This window comes from Streptomyces sp. NPDC020299 (genome assembly GCF_044387825.1).
In the GTDB taxonomy this organism is placed as follows: Bacteria; Actinomycetota; Actinomycetes; order Streptomycetales; family Streptomycetaceae; genus Streptomyces.
On record NZ_JBIRWL010000028.1, the window covers coordinates 49,902 to 68,175 of the forward strand.

The following is an 18,274-nucleotide window of genomic DNA, read 5'->3' on the forward strand; positions in this document are numbered from 1 at the left end:
CACCACTGACAGTCCCCGTCCTCGTCGCTCGCCCCGCGCTGGTCAGGACCGCGGGCGGCTGGCAGGATCGCGCGCATGTCCAAGGTGTTCCCCCGTATCGGCAGGCGCCGGGCCCTCCAGGGCGTGGCCGCCTGCTTCGTGGTTTTCGGGCTGCTGCTGTGGTGGCTGCTGCCCCTGGGCGAGGACCCGCCGAGCGGGACGATCACCTTCAGCACCGGGGGCTCCCGGGGCGTCTACCAGGAGTACGGCGACCGGCTGCGCAAGGAGTTCGGCAAGGACATGCCGGGTCTGAAGGTGAAGCTGCTGGAGAGCGCCGGCTCGCAGCAGAACGTGCGGCGCGTGGCCACGGGGGAGGCCGACTTCACCATCGCGGCGGCCGACGCGGTGGAGACGTACGAGCTGGAGCACCGCAGTGGCGCCGGGCAGCTGCGCGGTGTGGCGCGGCTCTACGACGACTACGTGCAGCTGATCGTGCCGCGCGACTCGGACATCACGACCGTGGCGGACCTGCGGCACAGGCGGGTGGCGATCGGGCTGCCCAACTCGGGCGTCCGGCTGATCGCCGACCGGGTCCTGGACGCCGCGGGGATCGACCCCCACAAGGACATCACCCCGATGTCCGACGGCATCGACACCGGACCCGGCCGGCTGCGGCACGACAAGATCGACGCGTTCTTCTGGTCGGGCGGGCTGCCCACCAACGGCCTGGTCGAGCTCGCCAGGAAGTTCCCCTTCCGGTTCATTCCGATCGACGGCGAGGTGGTCACCAGGCTGCACGCCCAGGGGGACGTCGCCCGCTACTACCGGACGACCAACATGCCCGAGTCGGCCTACCCGTCCCTGCGGCGGACCTCGACCGTGGCGACCATCGCGGTGTCCAACCTGCTGATGACCCGCAAGGACATGGATCCCCGGCTCACCGAGTGGATCACCCGCATCGTCATCAAGAGCCGTGACGGCATAGGCGCCCACGTCCACTCCGCCCAGCTCGTCGACCTGCGGACGGCGATCTACACCGACCCCCTCGCCCTGCACGAGGGCGCGCGCCGCTACTACCGGTCGGTGAAGCCCTAGCGGTTCTGGATCAATCCCGGTGCGTGGGTCCGTTCCTCGGCACCGTGACCGTCACCCGCAGCCCCTGCTGTTCGTGGTGGGCGTACGCGATCGAGCCGCCGGACGCCGTGAGCAGGGCGCGGGTGATGGACAGGCCCAGGCCCGAGCCCTTGACGTTCTGATGGCGGCCGCTGCGCCAGAAGCGGTCGCCGACCCGGGCGAGTTCCTCGTCGGTGAGGCCGGGGCCGGTGTCCGTGACGACGACCGTCGAGGTCTCGCCGTTGGAGGAGACGGTCACCCCGACCGTGCCCCCCTCGGGGCTGAACTTCACCGCGTTGTCGATCACCGCGTCCAGCGCGCTGGACAGCGTGATCGGATCGGCCCAGCCGGTGGCGGGCGGGCAGTCGCCGACCAGCCGGACGTCCTTCACCTCGGCGGCCGGTGCCCAGGCGGCCACTCGCTCGGCGGCCAGCTGACCGATGTCCGTGAGCCGGATGTCCGCCTCGGCGTGCTCGGCCAGCGCCAGGTCGAGCAGGTCGTCGAGGACCTGCGCGAGGCGCTTGCCCTCAGTCCGGACCGAGGCGATCTCCTCGTTGTCCTCGGGCAGTTCGAGGGCGAGCAGTTCGATACGCAGCAGCAGCGCCGCGAGCGGGTTGCGCAACTGGTGCGAGGCGTCGGCGACGAAGGCGCGCTGCTGTTCCAGCACGTCCTCGACGTTGTCCGCCATCTCGTTGAACGACCGGGCCAGCCGCCTGAGTTCCGGCGGCCCGCCGGCCACCGCGACCCGGGACTTCAGGCGTCCGGTGGCGATGTCGTGGGTGGTGGCGTCGAGGACCCGTACGGGCAGGAGCACCCAGCCGGTCAGCCGCAGTGCGGCGCCGACGGCCAGCAGCATCGCGGCGATCTCGCCCGCGCCGATGAGCAGCCAGCCGTGCAGGATCCGCGAGCGCATCGCGCCGGTGGGCGAGTCGGTGACCACGACCGCCACGACATCGCCGTCCCGGATCACCGGCGAGGCGACGATGAGACGCGTGCGCTGCCAGGGCCACACCTGCTCCGGGTCGTGGCTGCGCCGGCTGAGCAGGGCTTCCTGGAACGCGTCCCGCATCACGCCCCGGTCGGGCAGGATCCAGTCGTCGGGCGCGTTGGCCATCGCCGAACCGTTGCGGTAGAAGACGCCCGCGCGAATGCCGTAGACGCCGTAGTAGCTGGCGAGTTCACGGCGCAGGGTCTCGGTGCGCTCGTCGACGCCTGTGCGCCCGGATTCGCCGGGCCCGTCGGTGACGAACTGGGCGAGCGCCGCGAAGCGGGCCGTGTCGTCGATCCGGTCGACGACCACACCCTGCTGCTGGGCCGCCGCCACACTGACGGCGAGCGGGAAGCCGAGGGCGAGCAGTACGGCTGCCATCAGGACGATGAGCAGCGGGAGGAGCCTGGTGCGCACCCGTCCCCCGCTAGGCGGCCGGGGCGACGAGGCGGTAGCCGACGCCGCGTACGGTCTCGATCAGAGCGGGCATGCGCAGCTTGGCGCGCAGGGAGGCGACGTGCACTTCCAGGGTGCGCCCGGTGCCCTCCCAGCTCGTCTGCCACACCTCGCTGATGATCTGTTCCCGTCGGAAGACCACTCCGGGGCGCTGGGCGAGCAGGGCGAGGAGATCGAACTCCTTGCGGGTCAGTTGGACGACCGAACCGTCCACGCTGACCTGGCGGGTGGGCAGTTCGATGTGCACGGGACCGAGTCGCAGGGTGCTCTCGCCGCCCGGCCCGGCGTCCTCGTGGGCGGTGCGCCGGCTGACGGCGTGGATCCGGGCGAGCAGTTCCCCGGTGTCGTACGGCTTCACCACGTAGTCGTCGGCGCCGAGATTGAGGCCGTGGATGCGGGAACGGACGTCGGAGCGGGCGGTGACCATGATCACCGGGATGCTGGTGCGCTTGCGGATCTTGCCGCAGACCTCATAACCGTCCTGGTCCGGCAGGCCCAGGTCGAGCAGGACGACGCCGAAGCCGGCGTCTTCCGGGACGAGGGCCTGCAAGGCTTCCTCACCGCTGCGCGCGTGGGTGACGTCGAACCCGTGCCGCTTGAGGACCGCGGACAGCGCGGCGGCGACGTGGTTGTCGTCCTCGACGAGCAGCAGTCTCATCCCGGCCCCCTCCGGTTCGAACGGTCGTAGTCTCTGTTTGTAGAAATCCGTGAAAACTCGCGTGCACGCGCGCGTGCACCAAGGCAGTCACGCTGATGGACGACGACGGCGTCAAGAGGGTTCCGGTTGCCCGCGACTTCCGTTACCCGGCCGATACCGCACCGGTGAGAACTGCTACGACACGTGTCCGATTGCTATCGGATCGTGATGCTCAGATTCCCCTCAGATGTAATGACGCAGGTCACTCGGCCTCACTACTGTCCTCCGAAACCGAGGAGGACGGAGCCTGAAAGCGATGACCGAAGTATCGGTGGCCAAGGAAGACGTGGCCGCGACCGGCGAACTGGTCGTCCTGAAGAGCGTCAACAAGCACTTCGGCGCGTTGCACGTGCTCCAGGACATCGATCTGACGATCACCCGCGGCGAGGTCGTCGTGGTCATCGGGCCCTCCGGGTCCGGCAAGTCCACCCTGTGCCGCACCATCAACCGGCTGGAGACCGTCGATTCGGGCACCATCGCGATCGATGGCAAGCCCCTTCCCCAGGAGGGCAAGGAGCTGGCGCGGTTGCGGGCGGACGTCGGGATGGTCTTCCAGTCCTTCAACCTCTTCGCGCACAAGACCGTGCTCGAGAACGTGATGCTGGGCCAGATCAAGGTCCGCAAGATCGACAAGAAGCAGGCCGAGGACAAGGCCCGCGCCCTGCTCGACCGGGTCGGTGTGGGCACCCAGGCCGACAAGTACCCCGCGCAGCTCTCCGGCGGCCAACAGCAGCGTGTGGCGATCGCCCGGGCGCTGGCGATGGGCCCGAAGGTGATGCTCTTCGACGAGCCGACCTCGGCCCTCGACCCCGAGATGATCAACGAGGTCCTCGAGGTCATGCAGCAGCTCGCCCAGGACGGCATGACGATGATCGTCGTCACCCATGAGATGGGTTTCGCACGATCGGCTGCAAACCGAGTGGTCTTCATGGCGGACGGCCGGATCGTCGAAGAGGCTGCGCCCGACCAGTTCTTCAGCAATCCGCGCAGCGACCGTGCCAAGGACTTCCTGTCGAAGATCCTGCACCACTGACGGCGGCCGCCCCACCCCAAGCTCTGTGCTCACCCGGGCCGAGGGCCCGCATCTCCTCACCACACGAAGGATGTTCACCATGAAGCTCCGCAAGGTCACCGCCGCCTCGGCCGTCGTGCTCGCCCTCGCCATGGCCGCCACGGCGTGCGGCGAGAACAAGAAGGACAAGGAGGGCGGCTCCTCCGGCAGCGGTGGCGGCAACAAGATCACCATCGGCATCAAGTACGACCAGCCCGGCATCGGCCAGAAGACCCCGCAGGGCTACGCGGGCTTCGACGTCGACGTGGCGACGTACGTGGCCAAGAAGCTCGGCTACAGCGCGGACCAGATCGAGTGGAAGGAGTCGAAGAGCGCCGACCGCGAGACCATGCTCAAGCGCGGTGACGTCGACTTCATCGCCGCCTCCTACTCGATCACCCCGGAGCGCCAGAAGCTGGTCGACTTCGCCGGCCCGTACCTGCTCGCCCACCAGGACGTGCTGGTCCGCGCGGACGACAACACCATCAAGTCGCCTTCCGACCTGAACAAGAAGAAGCTCTGTTCGGTGACCGGCTCCACGTCGGCGCAGAACGTCCACGACAAGCTCGCCCCCAAGGCGCAGCTCCAGGAGTACCCGACCTACTCCGCGTGCCTCACCGGTCTGCAGAACAAGGCCATCGACGCCCTGACCACCGACGACTCGATCCTCGCCGGTTACGCCTCCCAGGCGCAGTTCAAGGGCAAGTTCAAGCTCGGCGGCCTCAAGATGACCAACGAGAACTACGGCATCGGCGTCAAGAAGGGCAGCGACCTCAAGGCCAAGATCAACAAGGCGCTGGAGTCGATGGTCTCCGACGGTTCCTGGCAGAAGGCCGTGGACAAGAACTTCGGTCCGGCCGGCTACAAGAACGAGCCCGCCCCGAAGATCGGCGACGTCAAGAGCTGAGGCAGTGCCCGCCGGTGCGCCGTCCAGCGGCGGCGCACCGGGGGCATCCCTACACGCGGAAGCGCGGGAGATCGTGTTCGACTTTGTTGGCAATTATGACGTGTTGGGAGCCTTCTGGACGACGGTGCAGCTGGCTCTGCTGTCCGCCGTCGGCTCCCTGATCTGGGGCACCCTGCTGGCCGCGATGCGGGTCAGCCCGGTGCCGCTGATGCGCGGTTTCGGGACCGCCTATGTGAACATCGTGCGGAACATCCCGCTCACGGTGATCATCCTGTTCGCCTCACTCGGCCTGGCCAATACGCTGAACATCACCCTCGGCGCGGACCTCGTCAAGGACATCAACTTCCGGCTCGCCGTGCTCGGTCTGATCGTCTACACCTCGGCCTTCGTGTGCGAGGCGCTGCGCTCCGGCATCAACACCGTCCCGGTGGGGCAGGCGGAGGCGGCGCGGGCCATCGGTCTGAGCTTCACCCAGGTGCTGGCACTGGTCGTCCTTCCGCAGGCCTTCCGGGCCGCGGTCGGCCCGCTGACCAACGTCCTGATCGCGCTGACGAAGAACACGACCGTGGCCGCCGCGATCGGCGTGGCGGAAGCGGCGTACGTGATGAAGGAAATGCTCGACAAGGAAGCCCAGCTGATGGCGATCTCCGCGGTCATCGCCTTCGGCTTCTGCTGCCTGACGCTGCCGACCGGTCTGATCCTCGGCTGGGTGGGCAAGAAGGTTGCGGTGAAGCGATGAGCTCGGTCCTGTACGACGCCCAGGGTCCCGGTGCCAAGCGGCGCAACGTCCTGTACTCGGTGGGCTTCCTGGTCGCCTTCGCGGCCGTCCTGTGGTGGGTCTTCAGCTCCCTGTCCGACAAGGGCCAGCTGGAGTGGGTGCTGTGGAAACCGTACTTCGGCGGCACCGAGGCCTATTCCGCGTACATCTGGCCCGGTCTGCAGAACACGCTGAAGGCCGCGGCGCTCGCCATGGTCATCGCGCTGCCGCTGGGTGCCGTCTTCGGCATAGCCCGGCTGTCGGACCACGTCTGGATCCGCGTACCGGCCGGGGTCGTGGTCGAGTTCTTCCGGGCCATTCCCGTGCTGATCCTGATGATCTTCGGGAACGCCCTGTACGCCGACTACACCGACATCAGTTCGGACGACCGTCCGCTGTACGCGGTCGTCACCGGCCTCGTGCTGTACAACGCGTCGGTGCTCGCGGAGGTCGTCCGGGCCGGCATCCTCTCGCTGCCCAAGGGCCAGTCCGAGGCCGCGATGGCGATCGGGCTGCGCAAGAACCAGGTGATGCGGCTCGTCCTGCTGCCGCAGGCGGTCACCGCCATGCTCCCGGCGATCGTCAGCCAGCTCGTGGTGATCGTGAAGGACACGGCTCTGGGCGGCGCGGTCCTCACCTTCCCCGAGCTCATGTCCGCGGCCAACACGATGAGCGGCTACTACGGTGCCAACACCATCGCCTCCTTCACCATCGTGGCGCTGATCTTCCTGGCGCTCAACTTCTCCCTCACGAGCTTCGCCACCTGGCTGGAGAGCCGCCTGCGGCGCGCCAAGAGGACGAGCGGCGCGGTGCTGGCGCCGGACGACGCGTCGATCGCGGGCACCGCAGGGACGGGCGCGGGCGGTGGCATGGGAGCGCTCTGACGTCCCTGGCTCGGCCCTCGGGCCGAGTCCGGTCTTCCAAGGGGTGGCACGCATGCGTGCCACCCCTTTTCCGCGCACCACCCGGCGCGCGACCTCAGACCGCCCCGAGGGGCGACTTGATCTTCCCGACCGCCACCACCCCCCGTCGCTTGACGCAATCACCGCGAATAGGTTGCATACGTTCTGTGATCGTGCACCCTGCTCCACCTTTTTGTTCACACTCATCCGTCAGGGCACCGCTGCGGGCAGGGGGCGACGCGCTGTGGACCCGGTGATCATCGTCGGGGCGGGGCCCGTCGGGCTCACGCTCGCGCTGGCGCTGGCCCGCCAGGAGGTGCCGTGCGTCGTCCTCGACGAGGGGCCGGGCAAGGACGAACCACGGCTCGCGCGCACGGTCGTCCTGCGCGAGGACACCGCCGCGCTGATGGAGCGGCTGACCGGCGTCCCGCTCGGCGAGCGGGGTGTCCACTGGGCCGGATGGCGGTCATTGCGGCGCAAGCAGGTGATGCGTGAGATCACCTTCGGCACCCCTGGTGAGGAGGCCGCGGCCACCGAGGGCACTGTGGTGTCCGAGGAGGGGGCCGACGGGGGCACCGCCCCCGCTCCGCTGCACCTCGCCCAGCACGTGCTGACCGGCGCGCTGCGTGCCGCCGCAGCTCGTGAGCCGCTGCTGAAGGTCGCCGTGGACAGCCGCGTGGACGCGATCGAGCAGGAGCGTTCCGGCGTCGCCGCGCACACCCGGGGGCCCGGCGGCACCTGGTGGCGCGGCAGTTACCTGGTCGGCTGCGACGGCCCCCGCTCGACCGTGCGCAAGCTGCAGGACATCCGCTTCCCGGGCCGTACGGCGGTGGAGCGACACGCCGTAGCCGCCCTGCGCGTGGAACTTCCCTGGCCGGGTCGTGCGTTGTTCCATCGGATGCCGCCGTGGCGGACGTCCGGACCCTCGGCCGCGGAGGTGACCGCCCGCCCCCTCCCGGACGGGGTGTGGCGGCTGGACTGGCTGTTGCCACCGGGCAAGGACCTGGTCACGCCCGAGCTGCTGGTGGCCCGTGTCCGCGAGACCCTCGCGGGCTGGACGGACGGCACCACACCGCCGTACGAACTCCTCGACACCGGAGTCCACACGGTGCACCACCGGCTCGCCCGCCGGTGGCGCGCCGGCCGGGTCCTGCTCGCCGGGGACGCGGCCCATCTGCTCGGCGCGCTGGGCACCCAGGGGCTGGACGAGGGGCTCCGGGACGCCGACAACCTCGCCTGGAAGCTGGCGCGCGTCTGGCACCACGGCCCGCACGAGCCGCTGCTCGACAGCTACCAGGCCGAGCGGCGCGCGGTGATCGCCGCCAGACTGCGGGCCGCCGACCAGGCGCTGCCGGTGCTGCGCGGCGGCGGTGGGCTGCGCGCGTACGTCCCCGGCACCGCCCGGGGGCAGGACGCGCTGTTCACGGACGGTCATCTGGGGCGAGGGCCACTCGGTGCGCCGGGGACGTACGCCGACTCGCCGCTCGCGCCGCCGCGCCTCGAGGGCGAGATCACCGTCGGCACCCCGCCCGGCGCACAGGTGAGCGATGTACGGGTCACGGCGGAGGACGGCACCTTCGTACGACTGCGGGACCGGCTCGGCCGTGGCGCGCTGCTGGTCGTCCTGATCGCGCCCGGCACGGGCGTGTGGGACCGCAAGCACTGGGTGACCGCAGGAGTCATGCCCCGGCTCGCGGGCGCGGTGACCGCGCTGCCGCACCCCGCAGAGCTGCTGGTCGCCGAGAGCTATCCGGGTGCGCCCGCGCACAGCGTGCTGCTCGTGCGCCCCGACGGTCACCTGGTGACCGCGCTGAGCGGGGTCCGCCCGGCCGATCTGTACACGGCGGCGGAGGCGGCGGTGGGCGGCCCGGCCGCGGAGAAGAGTGAGGCGGACTCGGAGGCTGACGCCAATGCCGGCGCGGAAGCGCAGGCCGGGGCGGGCTCCGGCGCGCGTTGAGCGCACATACAGTCACACTGTGGTCCACATAGTGACTGTGAGTTGACCGGTGGACGCCGCCAATGGTGTACTCCGGACCATGACCGACACTGATGTGCGCCTGTGGCGGAGGGTCCATATGGACCTCGTCCGCTATGCGGGCTGCGTGTGTCGCCCGTCCTGCTGAATTCGCTTCCCCTTCTCTCTCCGGGCGCCCCGTTGGGCGCCCCTTCGGCGAACGTTCTTCAGGACGGTGCACGTGTCTGTCTCTCCCCCCGTGTCCGCGGCCGTTTCGGCACCCACGCAAGCGGACCTCCTCGACTTCGTACGGCGTACGGCTGCCGACGCCGAACTCATCGCCTCGCTCCCGCTCGACCCGGAGGGCCGTACCTGGGTGCGGCTCGAGGGCCCCGGCGGCAGCGAGGCCTGGCTGATCGGCTGGCCGCCGGGCACCGGCACCGGTTGGCACGACCACGCCGAATCGGTCGGTGCGTTCCTCACCGCGGCGGGCGAGCTGAAGGAGAGCTCGCTCGCCGCCCGGCTGCCCACCGACGGCTGGAAGACCCTGGAGCTCAGCGACGGCGTGGACCGCGAGCGGCGGTTGCCGGCCGGCAAGGGCCGTTCCTTCGGCCGTCACCACGTCCACGAGGTGCTCAACGAGTCCACCGAGCGGCACGCGATCTCCGTGCACGCCTACTATCCGCCGCTGCCTCAGATCCGCCGTTACAGTCGCACCGGACAGGTGCTCCGGCTGGAGCAGGTCGAACGCCCGGAGGACTGGCAGTGAGCGGCACGACAGGACAGCCGCCCGGCATCGACGAGTTGCTGGAGCGCGTACGCGCGGGCTACCAGCGCATCGAGGCGCGGGAGGCGTACGAGGCGGCACGGGCGGACCACGCGCTGCTGGTCGACATCCGGTACGCCGCCCTGCGCGACCGGGACGGCCTGATTCCCGGCGCCCTGGTCATCGAGCGCAACGAACTCGAGTGGCGCCTCGACCCCCAGGGCAGCCACCGGGTTCCCGAGGCGACCGGTCACGACCTGCACATCGTGGTGATCTGCAACGAGGGCTACGCGTCCAGTCTGGCCGCCGCCTCCCTGCACCAGCTGGGACTGGACCGGGCGACCGACCTGGTCGGCGGGTTCCAGGCGTGGAAGGCGGCGGGACTGCCCGTGGTGCCTGTGTCGCCTGTGTCGCCTGTGGTGTCGGAAACCGCCTGACGATCTGGCGGGCTACTCCCTCGCCGTCGCCACCCTCACCGCGGGCACCCTGAGGGCCACGCGCCCCGGCAGGGCGGTGGCCACGAGGGCGAGGAGGGCGGCGGTCGCGACGACCGTGACGTACAGCAGGGGCGTGACCGCGGGCGCGGCCCGGCCCGTCATGCCGACGCTGAAAGCGGTCAGGACGGCGAGGGCGATGCCGCTGCCGAGCGATGTGGCGAGGAGCAGCACCGACAGCGCCTCGGTCCGCAGCATGCGCAGGACCTGCCGGCGGGTCGCCCCGGCGAGACGGAGCAGGGCGAACTCCCTGACCCGCTCGGACACCGACATGGCGAGCGTGTTGACGACGGCGATGGCGGTGAAGACGAGGACCAGTCCCATGGCCAGGAAGTTGACCTCGGCGTTGGCCTGCTGCCGTTCCGCCTCGAGGGAGTCCGCGGCGGCCGGGGAAAGAATTCGGAGACCCGGGAACTTACGGAGCGTAGTCGCGAGTTGTGTCTGTGTACGGGTCGTGGCGACGAGCACGGAGGAGGCGAGCGGGTTGTCGACGTGGTGCGCGACCAGGTCGTGCGCGAAGGTCACGTCGCCGAAGCCGAGACCCCGGCGGTAGACGGCGGCGACGGTCAGCGTGGCGGGTGTGCCGTCGCCGAGCGTGAGCTTCAGGGTGCTGCCGGGCTTGAGATGCTGCTGGTCCGCGGCCAGTTGGCTGACGGCGACGGTGCGCGCGGTGAGCCGGCTGAGGGAACCGGCGGTGACGTCCGGGTCCCATGTGCGGGTGAGGCCCGCCGGGGTGACGCCTTGGGCCGGGTATTTGTCCAGGCCGACGCGGACGGTCGTGCGGACGACTTCGGTGACGGCGTCGTCGTGCGTGCGCAGCAGCCGGGCGGCCTCGGCCGGGACGCCCGGCCCCTGGGCCGCCACCACCCAGTCGGCACGGACGCCCTCGCGTGCCTGGGCGCGGGCGGCGTCGCCGAGGGTCGACTGGACGAACAGGACGGTGCAGGTCATGCCGATGAGCAGGGTGAGAGGGGTGACGACGGAGGCCATCCGGGCGGCGTTGCCGCGCAGGTTGGCGGTGGCGAGCCGGCCGCCGGGGCCGCTGAGCCGCAGTGGTCCGGACAGCAGCAGCGTGGCCGCCCGCACCAGCAGCGGGCCGAGCAGGGCCACGGAGGTGGACAGCACGATGACGGCCAGGAAGGTCACCGGCGTCGAGGCGGGCTCGGTGCGCAGACCGGTGAGCACGACGACGAGGACCACACCACCGGAGAGGAGCAGCAGACCCGCGACGATCCTTCCCCACGCGGGGCGGGTGCGCTCGGTCCTTGCCTCGGCCAGCGCCTCGGCCGGACGGATACGGGTGATCCGGCGGGAGGCGACCCGGGCGGCGGCCCATGCGCCGAACAGAGTCGCGGCGAGGGCGGCGAGCGGGGGAAAGACACCGGTGGTGTGCTGGAGCGTGGCAGGGACGGCGCCCTTGGCGACGAATCTTGCGTGCAGCCAGCCGCCGAGCGGCAGTCCGAGCAGCGCGCCCACCGTGCCGGCGGCGGCGCCGACGATCAGGGCCTCCCGGCCGAGCAGCTTGCGGATCTGACCGGGCGTGGCGGCGATGGCGCGGAGCAGGGCGAGCTCCCGGTGGCGCTGCTGCACGCCGAGCGCGAAGGTTCCGACGACCACCAGGACCGCCACCAGCAGTGAGGTGCCGCCCATCGCGCCGCCCATGCTGACCAGCCGGACGCGGGCCGCGGCGGCGTCCAGGAACTCGACGGGGCCGCGTGCGTCACCGGCGCTGACCTGAGCGGTGGTGCCGTGCAGCGCGTCGGCCACGGCATGCTCGAGCCGGCCGGCGTCGGTGCCCTGAGCCGGGATCACGCCGAACGCGGTGACCTGCCCTGGGTGCGCGGCCAGGCGGCGGGCCTCGCCGGTGGAGAAGAACAGGGACGTCTGGTGGCTCACGTCCGCGGCCGGGGCGGCGATACCGGTGATCCGGTAGCTGCGCGGGGCCTGGGTCGACTGGACGGTGAGGTGGTCGCCGGGCTCGAGACGGGCGCGTGCGGCGAGGTAGCGGTCGATGACGAGGTCGGTGGCGGTCTTGGGTGCGGTGCCCGCGGTCAGCCGGTACGGCGTCAGCGCGGCGGAGTCCCAGGCGTGCCCGTAGGCGGTACGGCCGCCCGTGCCGGCCGGGGTCAACGGCTGGGCGAGGAAGGTGAGTTCAGGGACGACGCGGTCCACTCCTGGGGTGTGGGCGAGGGTGTGCTCGAGGTTCGCCGGCAGCCAGGCGCGCTCGGCGATGGGCTTCGCCTTGTGCTTGACCTTCGTCTTGCCCTTCTTGTGCTTGACGATGGTCCGGTGCACGTTCTGGTCGGCGGAGACCACGACGGGGGCGGCCGCGTAGCGCTCGGTGCGGATCGTGCCACGCAGGCCGGTCTCGAGCAGAGTGCCGCAGGCGGTGATGAGAGCGGCCGCGCACATGAGGGCGAGGAAGGCCCCGAGGAAGCCCGCCTTGCGGGCACGGACGGTCTGTAAGGCGTAGCGCAGCATCATGCGTACACGGTCGTCGACGCACCGGTGTCCGCACACTGCGGTGCTCCGGCGTCTTCGTAGGGGGTTAACCCCACCCCCGTCGTCGGGAAACCGGGCCGTCGTCGACGGGATCGGCGACGGCCCGCGCTGCGCGAGAGTGTGCCGGGCGGGTGTCCGGCACCCGCCCCCGCCGAACGCCGGTCAGTAGCCCTCGTCCTCTAGGAACTCCGCGTCCTCGCCTTCCTCCTCCAGCGCCTGCCGGACGACCCGGAGGGCCATGCCCTCGGGGTAGCCCTTGCGGGCGAGCATGCCGGCGAGGCGTCGGATGCGCTTGTCGCGGTCGAGGCCACGGGTGGCCCGCAGCTTGCGGGCGACGAGTTCACGGGCCGTCGCCTCCTCCTGCTCGGAGTCCAGCTGGGCGACGGCGTCGTCGATCAGCGTCGAGTCGACGCCCTTGGTCCTCAGCTCCCGGGCAAGCGCACGCCGGGCCAGCCCCCGGCCGTGGTGCCTGGACTCCACCCAGGCGTCGGCGAACGCCCCGTCGTCGATCAGCCCGACCTCCTCGAACCGCGACAGCACCTCCTCCGCCACGTCCTCGGGGATCTCCCGCTTGCGCAGGGCGTCCGCGAGTTGCTTGCGCGTACGCGGGGTCCCGGTGAGCAGACGCAGGCAGATCGCCCGCGCCCGCTCAACCGGGTCCCCTGAAGACTCCCCCCGCTCGGCCCTCGACGAGGAAGGGGCGCCTTCGTCTTCCCGGGGCGCGGACGGCCCCCCGAAGCCGCGCCGACGGCGCCCGCGCCCACCACGGGGCCCGGCCTCACGTGAGCCGTCGTGGGCCCGCTCCTCCCCGTACCCGTCGCCCCCGTACCCGCTGTCACCGTCCGGGGCGGAGCCCGTGTCGCCCCCGGTGCCCCTCCCCCGTGGGGCACCGGGGGAGGCGTATTCGTACTCGGCCCAGTCGGTTCGCCGTGTCACGGGTCAGCTCTTGGCAGCGGCGGCCTTGGGCTTGGTGGCCTTGGTGGCCGCCGGGGCGGGCACCGCCTTGGCGGCGTCCTCCGTGGCGGCACCGGCGGCGGCGTCCGCGCCCGGCTCGGCGGCGGGCTCCTCCGGCCGCACGCCCACGCCCAGCTTCTCCTTGATCTTCTTCTCGATCTCGTTGGCCAGGTCGGGGTTGTCCTTCAGGAAGTTGCGCGCGTTCTCCTTGCCCTGGCCGAGCTGGTCGCCCTCGTAGGTGTACCAGGCACCGGCCTTGCGGACGAAGCCGTGCTCGACGCCCATGTCGATCAGGCCGCCCTCGCGGCTGATGCCCTGGCCGTAGAGGATGTCGAACTCGGCCTGCTTGAAGGGCGGCGCGACCTTGTTCTTGACGACCTTGCAGCGGGTGCGGTTGCCGACCGCCTCCGTGCCGTCCTTGAGGGTCTCGATGCGGCGGATGTCGATGCGCACCGAGGCGTAGAACTTCAGCGCCCGGCCACCGGTCGTGGTCTCCGGGGAGCCGAACATCACGCCGATCTTCTCGCGGAGCTGGTTGATGAAGATCGCCGTGGTCTTGGACTGGTTGAGCGCGCTGGTGATCTTCCGCAGGGCCTGGCTCATCAGACGGGCCTGCAGACCGACGTGGCTGTCGCCCATCTCGCCCTCGATCTCCGCGCGCGGGACGAGCGCGGCGACGGAGTCGATGACGATGAGGTCGAGGGCGCCGGAGCGGACCAGCATGTCCACGATCTCCAGGGCCTGCTCGCCGTTGTCCGGCTGGGAGAGGATCAGGTTGTCGATGTCCACGCCGAGCTTGCGCGCGTACTCGGGGTCGAGGGCGTGCTCCGCGTCCACGAAGGCGACCTGGCCGCCGGCCTTCTGTGCGTTCGCCACCGCGTGCAGGGTCAGGGTGGTCTTACCGGAGGACTCCGGCCCGTAGACCTCCACCACACGGCCGCGCGGCAGGCCGCCGACGCCGAGGGCGACATCGAGTGCGGTCGACCCGGTCGGGATGACCTCGATGGGCTCCATCGACCGGTCGCCCATGCGCATGACCGCGCCCTTGCCGAATTGCCGTTCAATCTGTGCGAGCGCGGCGTCGAGCGCCTTCTCGCGGTCGGTTCCTGCCATGGGTTCCACCCGGTTTGCTTGAGTCGATCGCTTCACGTCAAAGACGCTAACGCCTGCCACTGACAATGCGCCCCGACGCCGGTCCGGCCTGTGGATAACTCGGGTCCTTCTCCACTCAAACCGTGTCGAAATCCCCACCTGGAGCCTCGCCTGAGCCTCCATAAGAATAGATGTTCGATTTTTGTGTCAAGCGCACCACCCCGCTACTCCCCGGGGCGTACGAAGGGTGCCTCCGGGCGGACGACGACCGCGCGAGGGCGCTCCCGGGAGCCTTTGGCCCATGAAGAATCCGCGCCCCGCCGAGCGCCTCTGCCACACGACCGGTGTACTCCTCGTCCTCTCCGGCCTCGCGCACCTGCTGGTGTTCGCGGTCGACGGCGGCCCTTGGGAGGGGCCTGTCTCCTGGCGCAAGCCCGTTACCTTCGGGCTCTCCTTCGGTGTGACGCTGATCGCGGTCACCTGGGTCACCTCATACCTGCGCGTCGGCTCGCGGCTGCGCACGGCCCTGCTCGTCGTGTTCGCCGCCGACTGCGTGGTGGAGGTCGGCGGTATCACCCTCCAGGCCTGGCGCCGGGTGCCCTCGCACCTCGACATGGAGACCCCCTTCGACACGGCGGTGTCCATGACCCTCGCGGTCGGCGGCGGTGTCCTAGTGGCGCTGCTCACCGTCCTCGCCGTGGTGTCCTTCCGGCACCGGCCGACGGGCCCCGTCGGCATGCCGCTCGCGGTGCGGTCCGGGTTCGCGTTCCTGCTCGTGGCACTGGCCTCCGGCGCCGCCATGATCGCGCGCGGTGTCATGCTCAGCCGGACCGGCCATCAGGAGGCGGCCTACCACTCGACGGCCCCGCTCAAGCCGCTGCACGGGGTGAGCCTGCACGCCGTCCTGGTGCTGCCGGCGCTGGCCTGGCTGCTGTCCCGGACCTCCTGGAGCGAGCGGGCCCGGCAGCGGGCCGTGGGCGCGGCGGTCGGCTGCTACGCGGCCGCCGTGGCCGGGGCCGGGGTGTGGGCGGTCCTCACGTACTGAGGTCCTCGCATGCCGAGGTCCTCACGGACGAGGGACGTGCTCAGGAGCCGCCGCCCTCCTCGGAGGCCCGCGTCTCCGGCGGCCTCGCCCACAGCCGCCGTGCGCGCGTGAGCAGGCCCCGCCCGCCCGCCCCGCGTCCGCGGTGGCCGTGGACGCGGGGATCGTCCGTGACGGCGTACCGCTTGACGTACGCGCCCAGGAACGCCTGGAGCGTGGCGACCGCGGGGATGGCGATCAGCGCGCCGACGGCGCCGAGGAGGGCGGTGCCCGCGATGACCGAGCCGAAGGCGACCGCCGGGTGGATGTCGACGGTCTTGGAGGTCAGTTTGGGCTGCAGCATGTAGTTCTCGAACTGCTGGTAGATCACGACGAACACCAGCACCCACACCGCGTACCAGGGGGCGACGGTGAACGCGATCAGCATGGGAAGGGCGCCCGCGAGATAGGTGCCGATGGTGGGGATGAACTGGGAGACCAGGCCCACCCAGACACCCAGCACGGGCGCGTACGGCACGCCCAGGGCCTGGAGCAGGATGTAGTGCGCGATCCCCGAGATGAGCGCCATCAGGCCGCGCGAGTACAGGTAGCCGCCGGTCTTGTCGACGGCTATCTCCCACGCGCGCAGCACCTCGGCCTGGCGGGCGGGCGGCAGGACGGAACAGATCGCCCGGCGCAGTCGCGGCCCGTCGGCGGCGAAGTAGAACGAGAACAGCGTGATCGTCAGCAGCTGGAACAGGCCGCCGAGCACCTGGGCGGACACGTCGAGCACACCGGCGGCGCTGTTCTGCGCGTACTTGCGCAGCCAGTCGGAGTGGAGCAGGCCCTCCTGGACGTCGACTCGTCTGAGCTTGGTGTGGAAGGTCTGGTTGACCCAGTGGATGACCGAGTCGAGGTACTGCGGGAATCCCTCGACCATCTTGATGATCTGGCCCGCGAGCATCGAGCCGAGCAGTGTGACGAACCCCGCGGTCACGATCATCAGGCCGAGGAAGACCAGGAAGGTGGCGAGCCCGCGGCGCATGCCGCGGGCGGCCATCCGGCTCACCGCGGGTTCTATGGCGAGGGCCAGGAAGAACGCGATGAGTATGTTGATCAACAGGCCGGTCAGCTGGTGGAAGGCCCAGCTGCCCAGCTGGAAGGAGGCGATGAGGGCGAGCGCGAGCACCATGGCGCGCGGCAGCCAGCGCGGCATGCGCGCGACCGGCGCGGCGGCGCCGTCGGCCGGGGGCCGGGGGGACGGCGTCGTACCGGAAGGGGGTGCCTGCTGGGCGGTCTGCCCTGTGTCGTCAGTGGGTGCCACGGTGCAAGTCTCGCCCACGCCACCGACAACCCGGCACACCCCTGCGATCTCCGTGACGGATCAGCGCCTCTCCCCCGGAACGTTCATGACGGCGCAGACCACGCGCCACACCTCCCTGGCCTCCCAGCCCTCCGCGAGCGCCTGGTGCACCGTGCGTCCGCCGAGCTCCGACATCACGTGGTCGCGCGCGAAGGTGTCGGCGTACCCCGCACCGAAGTGATCCGCCATCCGCTGCCAGAAGACCGTCAACCGCATGACTTCAGTATCCCGCCCCTGGGGGTGGGCCCCGTCCAGGACCGCCTGCCGAGACCGCTTTCCGTCCTACGGTCTGACGCATGCCCGAAACAGGAGCTTCCCCACTCCCCCCACGCCCCGCCGCCCCCTCCGCGCACTCCCCGCTCTTCCGTGCCGAGCATTTCGTCTGGCTCACCGCGCGTGTGCTGGAGCAGCGCCTCTTCGCGTACCACTTCCTGAACGGCGGCGCCGATCCGGTGGAGACGGCGCTGGACGCCTACCGCAACGAGGACGGCGGGTACGGCCACGCGCTGGAACCCGATCTGCGCGGCCCGGTCAGCCAGCCGCTGCACACCGGCCACGCGCTGCGTGTGCTGGACGCCGTCGGGCGGTGCGGCGGGCAGCGGGTGGAGCGCGTGTGCCGCTATCTGACCTCCGTCTCCACCGCGGACGGCGCGCTGCCCGCCGTCCGTCCCGGCCAGCGCGGCTATCCGGCGGCGCCCTTCATCCCCGTCGTCGACGACCCGCCCAGTGAACTCCTCGCCACCGGGCCGGTGGTGGGCCTGCTGCACCGCAATGGTGTGTGGCATGCCTGGCTGTTCCGGGCCACCGACTTCTGCTGGCGGGCGGTGGAGTCCCTGGAGAAGTCCCACCCCTACGAGATCGAGGCCGCCGTGGCCTTCCTCGACTCGGCACCCGACCGCCCGCGCGCGGAGGCGGCCGCCGACCGCCTCGGCCGTCTGGTGCGTGAGCACCGGCTCGCCGCGCTCGATCCGGAGCGCCTCGGTGAGTACCCGGTCGCTGCCGGATACGCCCCGGGCGAGCACCACTTCCCGCACGACTTCGCCAGGACCCCCCAGTCCCTCGCACGTCTTTGGTTCACCGACGACGAGATGGCCCGCTCCCTGGACTTCCTGGCCGCGGACCAGCAGGAGGACGGCGGCTGGCCCGTCCGGTGGCGCCAGTGGGCACCCGGCACCGCCCTGGAGGCCCGCCCCATGGTGACGATCGACGCCCTGCGCACGCTCAGGGCGTACGGGCGATTCATGGGCTGACCGGTACCCCTCCGCACCCGCCCACGGT

18 protein-coding genes are annotated in these 18,274 nt (G+C 70.8%); 11 read left to right on the forward strand and 7 right to left on the reverse strand.

The annotated features are described in order from the left end of the window. Nucleotides 1-75: 75 nt before the first annotated feature. Entirely contained in the window at nt 76-1,074 is a 999-nt protein-coding gene (locus ACH45E_RS41885; protein ID WP_361454717.1) for a TAXI family TRAP transporter solute-binding subunit, read from the forward strand. A 10-nt stretch (nt 1,075-1,084) separates the two neighbouring features. On the opposite strand, the gene ACH45E_RS41890 is transcribed toward ACH45E_RS41885, so the two are convergent. Beyond that, entirely contained in the window at nt 1,085-2,497 is a 1,413-nt protein-coding gene (locus tag ACH45E_RS41890; RefSeq protein ID WP_361454720.1) for a HAMP domain-containing sensor histidine kinase, read from the reverse strand. Nucleotides 2,498-2,507: 10 nt separating this feature from the next. Next, nucleotides 2,508-3,194, reverse strand: coding sequence for a response regulator transcription factor (locus ACH45E_RS41895; RefSeq protein WP_361454723.1), 687 nt, complete (start codon nt 3,192-3,194; stop codon nt 2,508-2,510). Nucleotides 3,195-3,489: 295 nt separating this feature from the next. Between ACH45E_RS41895 and ACH45E_RS41900 the strand changes: the two genes are divergently transcribed. The 8 genes from ACH45E_RS41900 (at nt 3,490) to ACH45E_RS41935 (ending at nt 10,007) form a co-directional block, all read left to right on the forward strand. Further along, on the forward strand, nt 3,490-4,266 hold the full coding sequence (locus tag ACH45E_RS41900; RefSeq protein WP_361454726.1) for an amino acid ABC transporter ATP-binding protein: 777 nt from the start codon (nt 3,490-3,492) through the stop codon (nt 4,264-4,266). A 79-nt stretch (nt 4,267-4,345) separates the two neighbouring features. Next, on the forward strand, nt 4,346-5,191 hold the full coding sequence (locus tag ACH45E_RS41905; RefSeq protein WP_361454729.1) for a glutamate ABC transporter substrate-binding protein: 846 nt from the start codon (nt 4,346-4,348) through the stop codon (nt 5,189-5,191). A 73-nt stretch (nt 5,192-5,264) separates the two neighbouring features. Further along, nucleotides 5,265-5,930 (forward strand): amino acid ABC transporter permease, encoded by a 666-nt coding sequence (locus ACH45E_RS41910; RefSeq protein ID WP_361454732.1) that lies wholly within the window; start codon nt 5,265-5,267, stop codon nt 5,928-5,930. Beyond that, nucleotides 5,927-6,832, forward strand: coding sequence for an amino acid ABC transporter permease (locus ACH45E_RS41915; RefSeq protein WP_361454735.1), 906 nt, complete (start codon nt 5,927-5,929; stop codon nt 6,830-6,832). Before ACH45E_RS41910 ends, ACH45E_RS41915 begins: the two co-directional genes overlap by 4 nt. 262 nt (nt 6,833-7,094) lie before the next feature. After that, nucleotides 7,095-8,807, forward strand: a complete 1,713-nt coding sequence (locus ACH45E_RS41920; protein WP_361454738.1) for an FAD-dependent monooxygenase — start codon at nt 7,095-7,097, stop codon at nt 8,805-8,807. Between the two features lie 118 nt (nt 8,808-8,925). Then, nucleotides 8,926-8,973, forward strand: coding sequence for a hypothetical protein (locus ACH45E_RS41925; RefSeq protein WP_309506048.1), 48 nt, complete (start codon nt 8,926-8,928; stop codon nt 8,971-8,973). Nucleotides 8,974-9,045: 72 nt separating this feature from the next. Beyond that, entirely contained in the window at nt 9,046-9,573 is a 528-nt protein-coding gene (locus ACH45E_RS41930; protein WP_361454740.1) for a cysteine dioxygenase, read from the forward strand. Continuing rightward, nucleotides 9,570-10,007, forward strand: a complete 438-nt coding sequence (locus ACH45E_RS41935) for a rhodanese-like domain-containing protein (RefSeq protein ID WP_361454743.1) — start codon at nt 9,570-9,572, stop codon at nt 10,005-10,007. The genes ACH45E_RS41930 and ACH45E_RS41935 overlap by 4 nt, the downstream gene beginning before the upstream one ends. Nucleotides 10,008-10,019: 12 nt before the next feature. Here ACH45E_RS41935 and ACH45E_RS41940 read toward each other — a convergent pair whose 3' ends face one another. The 3 genes from ACH45E_RS41940 to recA all read right to left on the reverse strand — a co-directional run bounded on the left by ACH45E_RS41940 (nt 10,020) and on the right by recA (nt 14,633). Continuing rightward, nucleotides 10,020-12,548 carry an ABC transporter permease gene (locus ACH45E_RS41940; protein ID WP_361454746.1) on the reverse strand — a complete coding sequence of 843 codons (2,529 nt, stop codon included), beginning with the start codon at nt 12,546-12,548 and terminating at the stop codon, nt 10,020-10,022. A 180-nt stretch (nt 12,549-12,728) separates the two neighbouring features. Beyond that, entirely contained in the window at nt 12,729-13,502 is a 774-nt protein-coding gene (recX, locus tag ACH45E_RS41945; protein WP_361454749.1) for a recombination regulator RecX, read from the reverse strand. A 3-nt stretch (nt 13,503-13,505) separates the two neighbouring features. Then, complete coding sequence (gene recA / locus ACH45E_RS41950; protein WP_361454752.1) at nt 13,506-14,633, reverse strand: recombinase RecA; 1,128 nt, start codon at nt 14,631-14,633, stop codon at nt 13,506-13,508. 280 nt (nt 14,634-14,913) lie between these two features. Here recA and ACH45E_RS41955 point away from each other — a divergent pair, with 280 nt between their 5' ends. Then, complete coding sequence (locus ACH45E_RS41955; RefSeq protein WP_361454755.1) at nt 14,914-15,657, forward strand: hypothetical protein; 744 nt, start codon at nt 14,914-14,916, stop codon at nt 15,655-15,657. A gap of 40 nt (nt 15,658-15,697) precedes the next feature. On the opposite strand, the gene ACH45E_RS41960 is transcribed toward ACH45E_RS41955, so the two are convergent. Beyond that, on the reverse strand, nt 15,698-16,957 hold the full coding sequence (locus tag ACH45E_RS41960) for an AI-2E family transporter (protein ID WP_361454758.1): 1,260 nt from the start codon (nt 16,955-16,957) through the stop codon (nt 15,698-15,700). A gap of 60 nt (nt 16,958-17,017) precedes the next feature. Beyond that, the gene (locus ACH45E_RS41965; RefSeq protein WP_361454761.1) at nt 17,018-17,212 is read right to left on the reverse strand and encodes a DUF3046 domain-containing protein; all 195 of its coding nucleotides are present in this window, start codon (nt 17,210-17,212) and stop codon (nt 17,018-17,020) included. A gap of 80 nt (nt 17,213-17,292) precedes the next feature. Between ACH45E_RS41965 and ACH45E_RS41970 the strand changes: the two genes are divergently transcribed. Then, nucleotides 17,293-18,246: a hypothetical protein gene (locus tag ACH45E_RS41970; protein WP_361454764.1), complete on the forward strand. Its 954-nt coding sequence runs from the start codon at nt 17,293-17,295 to the stop codon at nt 18,244-18,246. The last annotated feature ends 28 nt before the right edge of the window (nt 18,247-18,274 follow it).

What these genes read in the sequence shown, in the direction of transcription:
- ACH45E_RS41885 (WP_361454717.1), top strand. Translation starts at nt 76, where the DNA reads ATGTCCAAGGTGTTCCCCCGTATCGGCAGGCGCCGGGCCCTCCAGGGC.
- ACH45E_RS41915 (WP_361454735.1), top strand. Translation starts at nt 5,927, where the DNA reads ATGAGCTCGGTCCTGTACGACGCCCAGGGTCCCGGTGCCAAGCGGCGC.
- ACH45E_RS41895 (WP_361454723.1), bottom strand. Translation starts at nt 3,194, where the DNA reads ATGAGACTGCTGCTCGTCGAGGACGACAACCACGTCGCCGCCGCGCTG.
- ACH45E_RS41940 (WP_361454746.1), bottom strand. Translation starts at nt 12,548, where the DNA reads ATGATGCTGCGCTACGCCTTACAGACCGTCCGTGCCCGCAAGGCGGGC.
- ACH45E_RS41900 (WP_361454726.1), top strand. Translation starts at nt 3,490, where the DNA reads ATGACCGAAGTATCGGTGGCCAAGGAAGACGTGGCCGCGACCGGCGAA.
- ACH45E_RS41970 (WP_361454764.1), top strand. Translation starts at nt 17,293, where the DNA reads ATGCCCGAAACAGGAGCTTCCCCACTCCCCCCACGCCCCGCCGCCCCC.
- ACH45E_RS41965 (WP_361454761.1), bottom strand. Translation starts at nt 17,212, where the DNA reads ATGCGGTTGACGGTCTTCTGGCAGCGGATGGCGGATCACTTCGGTGCG.
- ACH45E_RS41955 (WP_361454755.1), top strand. Translation starts at nt 14,914, where the DNA reads ATGAAGAATCCGCGCCCCGCCGAGCGCCTCTGCCACACGACCGGTGTA.
- recA (WP_361454752.1), bottom strand. Translation starts at nt 14,633, where the DNA reads ATGGCAGGAACCGACCGCGAGAAGGCGCTCGACGCCGCGCTCGCACAG.
- ACH45E_RS41905 (WP_361454729.1), top strand. Translation starts at nt 4,346, where the DNA reads ATGAAGCTCCGCAAGGTCACCGCCGCCTCGGCCGTCGTGCTCGCCCTC.